Genomic DNA, 13540 nt, shown 5'->3' on the forward strand with positions numbered 1-13540 from the left:
CTGGCCAATTACTGCACATTACCGCGTTTTCATAATGCCAGCCTTCGCGATAGGGCCGGATAATCCACCACGCGTACTCGGAGTTTTCCCATGAATGCCGTCGTTGCCGCGGTGCTGATCATGCTCGTGCTGAGTTTGGCCCGCATCCACGTTGTTGTTGCCCTTATCGTAGGTGCCGTATCTGGCGGCCTGATTGCGGGACTGTCCCTTGAAGCCACCATTGCGGCCTTTAATAACGGCTTGGGCGGCGGTGCCACAGTTGCTCTTTCGTACGCCACCCTCGGTGCCTTCGCCGTTGCCATAGGCAAATCCGGCCTGGCCCACGCGCTGGCAGACAAAACCCTGGCCATGGTCGGCCAACAGGAAAACAGCGCTGCGGCTAAAAGCGTGCGTTACATGATTATTGGTGTGCTGGTGCTGATTGCCCTGTCGTCACAGAACATATTGCCGATCCACATCGCGTTCATTCCGCTGGTTGTTCCGCCCATGCTGTACGTGATGGCCAAGCTGAAAATGGACCGCCGGCTCGTAGCCTGTGCGCTCACCTTCGGTTTGATCACGCCCTACATGTTCCTGCCCATCGGCTTCGGCGGCATTTACCTGAATGACATTCTGATGGCCAAAATCAGCACCAACGGCGGTGAAACAGAAGGCCTGAGCGTAATGCACGCCATGGCTCTGCCTGCCTTGGGCATGCTCTGCGGCCTGCTGGTTGCGGTTTTCTTCACCTACCGCGGTGACCGTGAATACGATCTGGAAGCCATCACTCGTACCGAACGCGTAAACGTATCCTACAGCTCCGGCACATTGTTCATGGCTGTTGTCGCCATTGTGGCTGCCTTCGTGGTTCAGCTTTGGCTGGAATCCATGATCCTCGGTGCTCTGGCAGGCTTCCTGCTGTTCAACCTCTCTGGCGTGGTTAAGTGGAAAGAAGCTGACGACCTGTTTACTGAAGGCATGAAAATGCTGGCCATGATCGGCTTCATCATGATCGCTGCGTCTGGTTTTGCGGAAGTAATGCGGGAAACCGGCGAAATCGCCACGCTGGTACAAAGCTCTGTAGACATCATCGGCAACAACAAGCCCATGGCCGCTCTGCTGATGCTGCTGGTAGGCCTGATGATCACCATGGGCATCGGTTCATCCTTCTCCACCATCCCCATCATCGCCGCTCTCTACGTGCCTCTGGCTCTGGAAATGGGCTTCAGCTCCCTAGCCATCGTTGCCCTCGTCGGCACCGCCGGCGCCCTGGGTGATGCCGGCTCCCCAGCCTCCGACTCAACCCTCGGCCCCACCGCCGGCCTGAACGTAGACGGCCAGCACAACCACATCTGGGATTCTGTAGTGCCCACGTTCTTGCACTATAACCTGCCACTGCTTGGGTTTGGGTGGTTGGCGGCTATGGTTCTTTAATTTTGGAGTTAGCCTTCCTTTCTCGTAGCCTGCTGGTTTTGGGGGCTACGAGGTCACGGTGGGTCTTTTCTTCTGGAAAAAAGGAACTCGCTGCGCTCAGACATCTTTTTTCCGCCAGAAAAGACCCACCGCACCCTCCAGGCACACAGGACAGATATCGCTAGGGAAAAATGGAGAGAGGGGAAGCATTCCTGTCAGTATTTCTAGTGTTGCCAGCTCCGAATATGAGAAACCATAGTCTGGAATTTGAAATCTAGAATCTGAAATCCAAACCGTACCGAACGATTTGAACGTCCTTATCTTTTAACCCGAGTTGCCCTCGTAGTATGAACAAGAGGACGTGGGGAGATGTTTTTCTGCCGGGAAAAAAATGTCTGAGCGCAGCGAGTTCTTTTTTCCCAGAAGAAAAATATATCGCCGCGGCCTCGATCCCCGCTAAGCCAGCAGGCTACAAGTCTTAATCTTTAATCCCTAGTCCTCAGACCCAGCCTTAAAGAAAACAACCTGCTTAACCGTATGATCATCAGTGTTATCACGCTGATTAACCCGAGTTTCCAGTTCAGCATTCTCAGGCACCTCAACATCCGAAATGGCATCGGTAAAACCACAAGCCACGCACTCGCGAATCTGCTCACCGGCATCGTCGGTAAACATCTTGATCTTGTCCATCTCCGCGCAGCGGGGACACACTGCACCGGCTATAAAACGCTTTGGGGTCGCCATAACGTAACTCCAGAATAGGTCTCCGGTGGCTGTAACAACCACCGGAGAGAATTGGATCAGGCCGCTTCGTCTGTAATGCCGGTCTGCTTCAACAAGGCATCCACCTGCGGCTCACGGCCACGGAAGGCTTTGAACAGCTCCATTGGTTCCTGTGACCCGCCTTTTTCCAGAATGTTCTGCAAGAAAGCCCGTCCGGTTTCAGGATCGAAAATGCCGTTTTCCTCAAACAATGAGAAAGCATCGGCCGCCAGCACTTCCGCCCACTTGTAGCTGTAGTAACCCGCAGCATACCCGCCAGCGAAGATGTGGGAGAAGGCATTCGGGAAGCGGTTGAACTCCGGGGCTTCCACTACCGCAATCTCATCACGCACAGTACGGTGCATGTGCAGCGGGTTGGTGGGCGCCTCTTCTGTGAATTCCGCATGCAGGCGGAAATCAAACAGGGAGAACTCCAACTGTCGCACCATAGCCATGCCGGACTGGAAGTTTTTGGCCGCCAACAACTTCTGCAGCAAGTCTTCCGGTAAAGGCTCGCCGGTTTCGTGGTGGCTGGCAATCAAGGCCAGAGACTCAGGGTTCCAGCACCAGTTTTCCAGGAACTGACTGGGCAGCTCTACCGCATCCCAGGCGACACCGTTGATGCCGGATACGTCCATGACTTCCACCTGCGTAAGCATGTGGTGCAGGCCATGGCCAAATTCGTGGAACAGGGTGGTTACTTCGTCGTGGGTGAGCAACGACGGTTTGCCGTTCACCGGTGGCGTAAAGTTGCAGGTGAGGAAAGCCACCGGCAATTGCAGTGCGCCGCGCTGATCGCGCCAGCGTACCCGGCAATCGGCCATCCAGGCGCCACCACGCTTGCCCTGGCGGGCAAACAGGTCAAAGTAGAACCAGGCGATGGGCTCACCGTTGCGGCTGATGCAGTAGGCGGTGGCATCTTCGTGCCAGGTTTCTACGTTCGGCTTGGCTTCAATCTGTATATCAAACAGCTTCTCCGCAACCCGGAACAAGCCTGGCACCACTTTATCCACAGGAAACCAGGGGCGAAGGGTTTCGGGGGAAATGTCATAGCGCTGCTGGCGAAGCTTTTCGCTGTAATAGCCAAGGTCCCAAGCCTTCAGGTCATCCAGGCCGTGTTCATCTTTAGCGAAGGCCTTCAGCTCGGCATAGTCTTTCTCTGCAACTGGCTTGGATTTGGCCGCCAGCTCATTAAGAAAGCCCAGAACTTCGTCGGTATCACGGGCCATCTTTTTGGCCAGTGACCGCTCGGCGTAGTTGTTGAAGCCCAATAGTTTGGCCAATGCGTGTCGGCGCTTGAGGATTTCGGCCATTACCTGGGTGTTGTCCCAGGTTCCAGCATCTGGCCCTACGTCTGAGGCGCGGGTAACAAAGGCTTCGTAGACTTCGTGGCGCAGCTCGCGGTTGTCACAGTAGGTCATAACCGGGAAGAAGCTGGGGAAATCCAGGGTGATCACGTAGCCATCCAGTTCTTTCTGGCTGGCAGCCTGCTTGGCGCCTTCGAGCGCGGATTCCGGAATACCGGCCAGTTCTTCTACATTGGTAATGTGTTTGAACCAGTTCTGGGTGGCATCCAGCACGTTGTCGCTGAAGCGGTTGGTCAGTTCCGACAGCTCGCGGGAAAGGTCCGCGTACTGCTTTTTCTGATCATCCGGCAGATCCACGCCGCCAAGGTGAAAGTCTCGCAGGGTGTTATTCACGGCTTTGCGTTGGGCTTCGCTGAGTTCGCTGAAATCATCCCGGGCTGCGAGCTTTTTGTAAGCTTCGCACAGGGCTGAGTTCTGGCTGACTTCGGTGCTGTATTCGGTGAGCTTTTCCAGGCAGTTTTTATAAACTTTGCGCAGGTCGTCGCTGTTCATCACGCTGTTGAGGTGCGAGATAACAGACCAGGCGTTGCTCAGCTTGTTTTCAAGTGATTGCATGGGCTGAACCAAGGTATCCCAGGAGGGATCTTCATTCTGAGCCAGGCTGGCGATTTTCACGCGGTTTTCGCTGAGTATCTGGTCAATGGCCGTTTCCATGTGCTCGGTGCGCACGTGGTCAAACTTTGGCAGTAAGTCGTCAGTCAGTAACGGGTTATTCATGGATCCCCTTCTCAGCTGTTCAAATGTGAGGTAGCTTCATTTATATCAATCATCGGAGGAAGACGTCTGTGTGGAGGCTTTGCCAAAACACGCCATGAATACGTCCATGTAGGCTCGGCTCCGCCATCCATGGCTCCGCACGGCTTTGGCAAAGCCTCCACACAGCCGCCCCCAACTTCCGGGCAAACGCAACTAAGGTATATGTAATGACGAATATACGTTCTCACAAGGGTATCACGCCAGATTTAGGAGAGCGCACTCTGGTGGATCCCAGTGCGGTAGTAATCGGTGATGTTAAAACCGGCAAGGATTGTTCCATCTGGCCGATGACCGTGGTGCGGGGTGATATGCACAGGATCCGCATCGGCGACCGCTGCAGTATCCAGGACGGCTCGGTGTTGCACATCACTCACGCCAGCGATTTTAATCCGGGTGGTCATCCACTCACCTTGGGCGACGATGTCACCGTGGGGCACAAGGCTTTGTTGCATGGCTGCACTATTGGTAGCCGGGTGCTGGTGGGCATGGGCTGTATCATTATGGATGGTGCGGTGGTGGAGGATGAGGTGATTGTGGCGGCAGGTTGTTTGGTGCCGCCGGGCAAAACACTGGAATCCGGGCATCTGTATGTTGGCTCGCCGTGCAAGAAGGCACGTGCTTTGTCCGATAAGGAACGCACGTTTTTTGCGTACACGGCGGCCAACTATGTGAAGCTCAAGGATGAGTATCTGGCCGAGGCTTAGCCCTCAGCCACAGCACCCCTTTTAGCTCCTGCCTGTTCCAGCACCTTGGCGTACTCCACGCCTTTGCGGTGCTGGGATACGTGGTCGAGGAAGGTTTCACCTGCTTCATTAGTGGCGTTGAGATCACCGCCAGCTTCCACAAAGAAACCTACAAAGCGCCCAAAATCTTCCGCTCTCATGGCCCGGTATGCTTTCAGCAGGGCTGTGTAGTCAGAGCCCTCTTCTTTTGGCGAGCTTGGCAGGTGGCTTTTTACGCGCTCATCGCTCCACTCTTCATCAAGCACCTTGGGTTTATCAGGGCCGCTCATGTTCACTCTCCTGTGTTCGTATGTTTATGTTCAGGGCAGGATTTCCACCGGCAGGTCGCCGGTTGAGATAGATTCGTCACATTCGGGATCACGAATGGCAATTTCCACTCGCCGGTTCAATGCCCGATTTTCCGCCGTATCGTTTGGGGCCAGGGGGTTGGTTTCAGCACGGCCAGCGGCGACAACACGTTCCGCAGGCACCTGTTTACTCATCACCAGTTCGTGCACCACAGATACCGCACGGGCGGCTGAAAGATCCCAGTTCGAGCGATACCGGCTACTTGAGATGGGCCGATCGTCTGTGTAGCCAGACACCAATACATCACCCGTACAACCGGCCAATACGTCCACCACCCGCTCGATAATGGGGATCATCTCTGGCTTGATATCGGCTTGCCCGGAGCGGAATGTGGCTTCTTCAGAGAACCGGATAACAACTTTGTTCTGGTCGTAATTGACCACCAAAGCCTCGGAAGCAACCTCGTTTTCAAGCTCGCTGATCATTCGGCTGGCCAGATCCAGCACGCCGCCGGAAATAACCGTGTCCGCCGTTTCAGGCGCTCGTTCATCAATGAACTCTGGTTCCCGGGTCTGGGATTCGGTGGGTTCGGGCAGGGAAACTGTATCGGATTCCACGAGGGTGATCGGCGAGCCGCCCACGCCGTCACCCAGCACGTTGGCGGAACCAAAAGCCACGGACATGGAGTTGGCCATGGCTTTGTATTTTTCGATATCCATTTCCGCAAAAGACAGCAGCAGAATAAAAAACGTCAGCAGCAGCGTGGCGAGATCGGCAAAGGTAACGATCCACGCAGGTGTTTGATTGGTCTGCTTGGGCTTTCTGGCCTTCCGGATAGATTGCAAAACCTCAGGCCTCCCGCTCCGGCACCAGCCCTTTGCGGTGTTCGGGCGTTACAAACGAGGAGAGTAGCTCTGTCATCACTCTGGGGTTTTCGCCACGCATGATGTTGCGTATGGAAGTGATGATCAGTATCTGGTTGCGGCTTTCATCTTCCGCCTTGAGCTGAAGTTTGTCGGCCAGAGGCAGGGCAATCAGCTGGGCAATAAACGCACCGTAAAGGGTTGTCAGCAAGGCAATGGCCATGGCCGGCCCAATGGAAGAAGGATCGTCCAGCGAGTTAAGCATCTGTACCAGCCCCACCAAGGTGCCCAGCATTCCAATGGCCGGTGCCGATTCGCCTATACCCCGGAATACTCGTTCTGCCACCTCGTAGCGTTCCGCCATTTGTTGGGATTCCTGAGCCAGGGCCTCTTCAACCAGCTCAGGCGGGTGGCCGTCTACACACAGGTAGATGGCTTTCTGCAGAAACTCGTTGCTAGTGCGATGATTTTCCAGGCCCAGAATACCTTCTTTACGCACAACCATGGCCAGCTCACCAGACTCGCGAATCAGGTCGGTAGGGCGTTCAACTTTGTCGGTAAAGGCGGCGCTCATGGCCAGGCGGAAAGCACTCATCACCGAAGACATGCGGAATTTTACGAGTGTGACCGCAAAGGTACCGCCAATGACAATGGCCAACCCCGGCAAATTGAGGAAGGTAAGAAGCGAGGCGTTGGCCAGCATCGCCAGAATCACAATCAGAATGCCGGCGACAAGCCCTACGAGGGTAAGAATGTCCATGCATAGCCCTTCATGGATAGCATTTATGGATAGCCCTTACGGGTTGCTGTCTTAGTCGTTTCGCAATACATCGATAACTGATGCTGTGTCTGGCTGCACGCCCCGCCATACACGGAAGGATTCAGCGGCCTGCTCAATCAACATGCCCAAACCATCGAATACCCGAACGGCTCCATTATCCAGAGCCCACTGGTTAAATGTGGTCGTCTGCAGAGAATACATCATGTCGTAAACAACCGTGCCTGCCGTAATCACATTTGTGCGAACGGGCGGCAAGTCTCCCTGCAAGCTGGCACTGGTGCCGTTGATAATAACGTCGAACGGCTGATCTGGCGCCTCGAACCCACAAGCGCTCAGTATGGTGGCGCCGGCATCTTCTGCAAACAGTGTAGCCAGTGCCTCAGCTTTGGCCACTGTGCGGTTTGCGATAGTCATACTGGCAGGTTTTTGTGCAAGCAGCGGCCCCAGTACGCCACGTACGGCACCCCCTGCACCCAGAACCAGTATGTTTGCGCCTTTAAGCTGAATACCATGATTGACGGTAAGGTCCTGCACCAGCCCCTGGCCGTCAGTATTGTCGGCTACCAATCGGCCCTCACTGTTCTGATACAACGTATTGGCCGCACCGGCTTTTTCAGCTCGTGCCGTGCGCTGGTCTGCCAGCTGCCACGCCTGTTCCTTGAAAGGAACTGTTACGTTTAAACCCTTGCCGCCACTTTCAAAAAACTGACGCACCGTATTCGCAAAGCCATCGAGGGGCGCCTGAATGGCGGTGTATTCCACGGGCTCGCCTGTCTGCTTTGCAAAAAGACTATGGATTCTTGGCGATTTGCTGTGATTGATCGGGTGGCCTACCACCGCGTAAAGCTCGTTGCTCATTGCTAGCCTCGTTTACGTCGCGTTACCGGCAAGCCAGTCGCGCCCGGTCAGAAAGTGCTCCGTCAGGCGTGCTTCTTCACTGCCCGGCTCCGGTACCCGGCTGTAATCCCAGCGCACCAACGGTGGCAGCGACATCAGAATAGACTCTGTGCGCCCACCAGATTGCAAGCCAAACAAGGTGCCGCGGTCGTACACCAGGTTAAACTCCACATAGCGCCCGCGCCGGTAGAGTTGGAAATCCCGCTCGCGCTCACCGTAAGCCTGATCCATGCGGCGCCTTACGATAGGTTCATAAGCTTCAATATAGCTGTCGCCCACGGACTTCATCAGCCCGAAATCCTGCTCAAAATCGCCGGTGTTGTGGTCGTCGAAAAACAGGCCACCTACACCGCGAGGCTCGTCCCGGTGCTTCAGGTAAAAATAGTCATCGCACCAGTCTTTGTAGCGCTGATACGTATCGTCTCCGAAGTGCGCACAGGCGTCTTTGGCGGTTTTGTGCCAGTGTATACAGTCTTCATCAAAGCCGTAGTAGGGAGTCAAATCGTAACCACCGCCAAACCAGTAAACCGGCTCACCTTTCTCCGGCGTAGCGATAAAGAACCTTACGTTGGCGTGTGAGGTGGGCACGTAGGGATTGTTCGGATGAATTACCAGAGACACACCCATAGCCTCCCAGGGTGCACCTGCAAGATGAGGGCGATGGGCAGTGGCCGACGGCGGCATGGTCGCACCCATTACATGGGAGAAGTTAACCCCGCCCTTTTCAAAAATACGGCCGTCGCTGATGACTCGGCTCACACCGCCGCCGCCCTCCGGGCGATCCCAGGCATCACGTACAAACTCTGCACCACCTTCCAGTGCTTCCAGGCGCTGACAGATGGCATCCTGCAATCCAAGCAGATACTGCTTAACCGCGTTGCTATCGGGTTGCTGTGGCATGAATTCTCCTAACGAAGCTGTTTACCGCTAACAATATCAATAATTCGGCTGGGTTTCCGGTTACCACCAAGGGCTCCCGGCACAATCTGATCAAGCTGATCTTTGAAGTAGTGGCCCACCTGCTCTGCATCTCGGGCTGGTTCTTCCCCGGCGGGATTGCAGGAGGTGGAAACCAGAGGCATATCCGCAGCTTCACACAAAGCTTTAACCACAGGGTGCTCGCTGACTCTCACCGCAATGGAGCTGTGACTGCCACGCACCCACTCTGGAATCTGTTGGTTCACGTCCGGCAGCAAACAGGTCACCGGGCCGGGCCAGTGGCTCAGTGCCGCCAATTGAAGAGGCTCGGGCAGAGGGTCCAGCAGGAACCGGATCTGTTCCACAGACGCCGCCACCAGAATCAGGCCTTTCTCAACCGGCCGGTTCTTGAGCTGAAGGATTCGGGTGACCGCCTGGAGATTCCAGGGATCACATCCAAGACCCCACACAGCCTCAGTGGGGTAGGCAATAACGCCACCTTGCAGGATTGTGCTGCAAGCAAGCTGTATCTGCTGATCGTTTAGCGGGTTGGGTGCAGCCATGCTGATGTTGTCAGACCAAAACGGGGTGAATCATCACACCGGGCTCAGGCGATTTTCTGGAAACCTCCGGGGGCGGAACTGACCAATCCTTCAAGCTCGAGAAGCAGAAGGGACTGGACAAGCTGATCTGCCGGAAGACCGGTAGCCATACACAGTGTATCGGTTGATTGTGGATCATACCCTAATGCCTCAAACACCGCGATTTCCCTGCTGTCCAGACCTGCCAGCAGGCTGGCAGCCGGTGCTTGCGAATGCTGTTCCAGCGGTTGCGCCCAGGAGGCACCCAGCTCCTCCAGAATATCGTCTACCTGTTCTACCAACCGGGCACCCTGTTTGATCAGATAATGGCACCCCCGTGCCACCGGACTGTGGATCGATCCGGGAATTGCAAACACCTCACGCCCTTGCTCCAACGCCAGGCGGGCGGTGATAAGAGAGCCGCTTTTAAGCCCGGCCTCGACCACAAGAATGCCCCGACTCAAACCACTGATAATGCGATTGCGCTGGGGAAAGTGTGCGGCCCTCGCCGGTGTACCCGGCGGGTATTCCGACACCAGCAGGCCATTTGCGATCACCCGCTCACCAAGCCGGCGGTGCTGGTTCGGATATATGCGATCAAGGCCACAGCCAATAACAGCAATGGTGGGGTGCCCGGCATCCAGAGCGCCCGCATGGGCTGCACCATCAACCCCCAAGGCCAGTCCACTGGTTACCAGCAACCCCCGCCCACTCAGCTCTCCAGCAAATGAACGGGCGTGGTCAAGGCCTGCAGGCGTGGCGTTACGGCTGCCAATAATACCAATCTGTTCGCGGCTCAACAGGCTGGCATCACCTCGCGTGTATAGCACCAGAGGGGCATCGTGGATGTGCCGAAGGGCTTCCGGGTAGTCCGGGCTTTGCCAGCTCAGGATGCCGATGGCATGTCGTTCACAGGCCAGCAGAACTTGCCGGGTAGTGCGAACACTGGCGTTGGTCTCGTCCTGCTGTTGCCACGCCAGAATTGCCGCCACGGTTTCAGTGTGCAAGCCAAGTGCCCGGAGTGTCGCAGCGTTTTTGGTGAGCAGTTCAACAAGGTTGGGAATGGTTGCGAGCATAGCTCGCCGGCGGGTACGCCCGAATTTGGGCAAACAGGTAAGAAACAGCCACTGCGCAGAGGGGAAGGTAAACACAACATCATCCTTGAAAACAACAAAGCCGGGCCATCCTGGCCCGGCTTTTAATTAACTGATCACTGAATCAGGGGTTGGTAACCTTATCGCCCACTGAAAGCGGACGGGTTGCCTGCAAAATCAGCCCGTAACTCATTTTTTCATAAACCTGGAACACCATCAGCAAGCCAGCTCGCTCGGAAGGCAGCTCAATGGTTTCGTTGGTAACCGGATCGCGGGCCAGATTACCACTCTTGAGAATGGCCATCACGTTGCCGGCTTCCAGCCCTTCGCGGGCACCACGGTTAATCGTAACCACGTTGTACTGGCCAATCTGGGTAACGCCACCGTCCACTGACATCATCTTGCCTTCAATCTCCTGAGCTGGAGAGCTGGGCACAAAGCTGGTGGTCAGGCGACGGTCTTCATTAACCAACAAGCGGTCGCCAATACGCACTTCTTCACTGGAGCGGGTCAGATCCAAAGTCAGAACTTCGCCGTTTTCTGCAGAGATATCACCACGGGCAATGCTGCGCGCTTCCAGGCCAAGAAACTCACCGGTATCCGGATCAACAAATTCCTGGCTGCGACGGAAAACGCCAACTTTATCAGCTGGCTTCTTGCCGCGGGCATAAACCCGATCGCCAGCACCGAGCACTATGCGTGCGTCTTTACCTTCGAGGATATACGGTGCCGCATCGATCTGCTCAGGGGTGACGACACGGGTGTCCGTCAGAAAGCTGCTGATTGCATCCAGAGGAATAGCCGGGATGGGTGTATCAATCCGCTCAGAGCGCACCTGCGGGGACAGTTTCACAACACCGTTGTTCGACGTTACCTTGGTGACGCGGGGTTTGCCGTCGATATAAACCAGAGCAAGCCGATCGCCCGGGTAAATCAGATGCGGGTTTGCAACCTGGGGGTTAACGTGCCAAATTTCCGGCCAATACCACGGATTGCTCAGAAAACGCCCTGAAATATCCCAAAGAGTATCACCCTTCACAACAGTGTAACGCTCAGGATGATCAGACCGCAGTTCAGGTGCGGCGTGAGCCCAGGAGGTTAATAGCAGCGTAGTGGCTGCCAGAGCGTACAGCAGTTTCCTCATTGTCTAAGTCCTTGATCGCGTGCCTTGATTCTATGCATTCTGGTAAGGATGCAGCCAGTTTTCTGCAGCTTATTACGTTGTTATGCAACTTACTATAGAAGATGTCTCGCAAATTGTGATGTTATCTTTTGTTCCTCCAGTAAATTCTATGGGATTTACCGAAGATTTCAGCGATTACCTGGTCAGTTTGTACTCAATCGACAATATGGTGGATAATGTACCCATCAGAGGCAACGCGCTGCGTATCTTATAGTGTGAAGGGAACAATTTGCGCTCTACGCTGTCGCATTTCAGAGATCGCTTTCACACGGTTACAAAAGACAACGTTAAAAGTCAGCCAAAGCCGTTAGTCATTCAGAATGTCAGCCGAAATTCCTGACGTTCGTCATACAGGCCAAAAGTACGAGCATTATGATACTAGATATTCTTGAATACCCGGACCCCCGTCTGCGCACCATTGCCAAGCCGGTAGACGAACTGACAGACGCCGACCGCAAGCTGATCGACGACATGTTCGAGACCATGTACGATGCGCCCGGTATTGGCTTGGCCGCGACACAGGTCAACGTTCACAAGCAGATCATCGTTATGGATTTGTCTGAGGACAAAAGCGAGCCAATGGTGTTTATCAACCCACAGGTTGAAGTACTGGATGGCGAACTCGAAGCCATGCAGGAAGGTTGCCTCTCGGTTCCAGGCTTTTATGAGGATGTAGAGCGTATAGAGCACTGCATGATTCGCGCACTGGACCGTAACGGGAAGCCATTTGAGCTCGAAGCTCGCGGCCTGTTGGCGGTTTGCATCCAGCATGAGATGGACCATCTCAACGGCAAGCTCTTCGTAGATTATCTGAGCAACCTCAAGCGCAACCGCATTCGCAAGAAGCTGGAAAAGCTTCAAAAGCAAAGTGCGTGAATAGTGCCTGATGGCCGCGTGAGGATAGTGTAAAAGCTTCGACAGTATCGGACCGGGCCATGCCCGGTCTTTTCGTATTCAACGAGACAGAGACCCAACACCGTGCGACTCGTTTTTGCTGGCACTCCGGATTTCGCAGCAACCGCTTTGAGAGCGCTGCTGGGCACCCACCACACCCTTGTAGGCGTATACTCCCAACCCGACCGACCCGCTGGCCGTGGCCGCAAACTCCAGCCCAGCCCAGTGAAGCAGGTTGCACTGGACAACAACATCCCGGTATTCCAGCCGGAAAGCCTGAAAACCCCGGAAGCCCAGCAGGAACTGGCCAATCTTCGGCCTGACGTAATGGTTGTGGCGGCTTACGGGCTAATCCTGCCCCAGGCCGTGCTGGACATTCCCGCCCACGGTTGCCTCAACATCCACGCATCTCTTTTGCCGCGCTGGCGTGGTGCGGCGCCGATACAGCGTGCCATTGCAGCTGGCGATGCAGAAACCGGCATTACCATCATGCAGATGGACAAAGGTCTCGATACTGGCGCCATGTTGCTGAAATCCGCAACGCCTATCGGAGCCAATGATACCGGCGGCAGCCTTCACGACCGCCTTGCCGAGCTAGGTGGCCAGGCGATCATCGAGGCTTTGGACCTGCTGGAAAAGGGCAGCCTCCAAGGCGAAGTGCAGGACAACGAACTGGCCTGTTACGCCCATAAACTGTCCAAGGAAGAAGGCCATATCGACTGGTCGTTGAGCGCTCTGGCCATTGAACGCCTGATTCGCGCCTTCAACCCCTGGCCGGGCACCTATACGGATTTTGAAGAACAACGGCTGCGAATACACGAAGCCACGGCCATTGAAGAGCAAAGCGCCAAACCGGCCGGCACAGTGATAAGCCGTGAACGGGAAGGCATTGATATTGCCTGTGGTACCGGCACCTTGCGCATCACCCGCCTACAGCTGCCAGGGTCTCGCGCCCAGAGCGTGAATGACCTGATAAACGGGGGCAAACAACTGCTTTTACCCGGACAGGAGCTGCGCTGAC

The 13540-nt window shown here is 55.3% G+C and carries 14 protein-coding genes; 4 read left to right on the top strand and 10 right to left on the bottom strand.

Going from position 1 to position 13540, the window contains the following annotated elements:
* The first annotated feature begins 90 nt into the window (after window positions 1–90).
* Entirely contained in the window at window positions 91–1413 is a 1323-nt protein-coding gene (locus FFI61_RS12385) for a Na+/H+ antiporter family protein (protein WP_200201561.1), read from the top strand.
* A gap of 471 nt (window positions 1414–1884) precedes the next feature.
* Here FFI61_RS12385 and FFI61_RS12390 read toward each other — a convergent pair whose 3' ends face one another.
* Window positions 1885–2136 (bottom strand): YheV family putative zinc ribbon protein, encoded by a 252-nt coding sequence (locus tag FFI61_RS12390; protein ID WP_200370778.1) that lies wholly within the window; start codon window positions 2134–2136, stop codon window positions 1885–1887.
* Window positions 2137–2192: 56 nt separating this feature from the next.
* Window positions 2193–4238, bottom strand: coding sequence for an oligopeptidase A (gene prlC, locus FFI61_RS12395; protein ID WP_200370779.1), 2046 nt, complete (start codon window positions 4236–4238; stop codon window positions 2193–2195).
* A gap of 206 nt (window positions 4239–4444) precedes the next feature.
* Between prlC and FFI61_RS12400 the strand changes: the two genes are divergently transcribed.
* Window positions 4445–4981 (top strand): gamma carbonic anhydrase family protein, encoded by a 537-nt coding sequence (locus FFI61_RS12400; protein ID WP_200370780.1) that lies wholly within the window; start codon window positions 4445–4447, stop codon window positions 4979–4981.
* Here the strand turns inward: FFI61_RS12400 and FFI61_RS12405 are convergent.
* From FFI61_RS12405 to FFI61_RS12440, 8 genes are all read right to left on the bottom strand, one after another.
* Window positions 4978–5289 carry a PA4642 family protein gene (locus FFI61_RS12405; protein WP_200370782.1) on the bottom strand — a complete coding sequence of 104 codons (312 nt, stop codon included), beginning with the start codon at window positions 5287–5289 and terminating at the stop codon, window positions 4978–4980. The two genes, FFI61_RS12400 and FFI61_RS12405, sit on opposite strands and share 4 nt — an antisense overlap.
* Before the next feature lie 30 nt (window positions 5290–5319).
* Window positions 5320–6153: a flagellar motor protein MotB gene (locus FFI61_RS12410; protein WP_200370784.1), complete on the bottom strand. Its 834-nt coding sequence runs from the start codon at window positions 6151–6153 to the stop codon at window positions 5320–5322.
* 4 nt (window positions 6154–6157) lie between these two features.
* Window positions 6158–6931 (bottom strand): motility protein A, encoded by a 774-nt coding sequence (locus FFI61_RS12415; protein ID WP_200370786.1) that lies wholly within the window; start codon window positions 6929–6931, stop codon window positions 6158–6160.
* Window positions 6932–6982: 51 nt separating this feature from the next.
* On the bottom strand, window positions 6983–7810 hold the full coding sequence (aroE, locus tag FFI61_RS12420; RefSeq protein ID WP_200370788.1) for a shikimate dehydrogenase: 828 nt from the start codon (window positions 7808–7810) through the stop codon (window positions 6983–6985).
* Window positions 7811–7822: 12 nt separating this feature from the next.
* Window positions 7823–8749: an oxygen-dependent coproporphyrinogen oxidase gene (gene hemF, locus FFI61_RS12425; RefSeq protein WP_200370790.1), complete on the bottom strand. Its 927-nt coding sequence runs from the start codon at window positions 8747–8749 to the stop codon at window positions 7823–7825.
* 8 nt (window positions 8750–8757) lie between these two features.
* On the bottom strand, window positions 8758–9330 hold the full coding sequence (locus FFI61_RS12430; protein WP_200201570.1) for an L-threonylcarbamoyladenylate synthase: 573 nt from the start codon (window positions 9328–9330) through the stop codon (window positions 8758–8760).
* 44 nt (window positions 9331–9374) lie between these two features.
* On the bottom strand, window positions 9375–10499 hold the full coding sequence (gene dprA, locus FFI61_RS12435; RefSeq protein WP_310965462.1) for a DNA-processing protein DprA: 1125 nt from the start codon (window positions 10497–10499) through the stop codon (window positions 9375–9377).
* 67 nt (window positions 10500–10566) lie between these two features.
* On the bottom strand, window positions 10567–11586 hold the full coding sequence (locus FFI61_RS12440; RefSeq protein WP_200201571.1) for a LysM peptidoglycan-binding domain-containing protein: 1020 nt from the start codon (window positions 11584–11586) through the stop codon (window positions 10567–10569).
* 408 nt (window positions 11587–11994) lie between these two features.
* Between FFI61_RS12440 and def the strand changes: the two genes are divergently transcribed.
* Entirely contained in the window at window positions 11995–12501 is a 507-nt protein-coding gene (def, locus tag FFI61_RS12445) for a peptide deformylase (protein ID WP_200201690.1), read from the top strand.
* A 102-nt stretch (window positions 12502–12603) separates the two neighbouring features.
* Window positions 12604–13539, top strand: a complete 936-nt coding sequence (gene fmt / locus FFI61_RS12450) for a methionyl-tRNA formyltransferase (protein WP_200370792.1) — start codon at window positions 12604–12606, stop codon at window positions 13537–13539.
* The last annotated feature ends 1 nt before the right edge of the window (window position 13540 follow it).

It is taken from the genome of Marinobacter sp. DY40_1A1 (assembly GCF_016597815.1).
GTDB classification, from domain to species: Bacteria; Pseudomonadota; Gammaproteobacteria; order Pseudomonadales; family Oleiphilaceae; genus Marinobacter; species Marinobacter xiaoshiensis.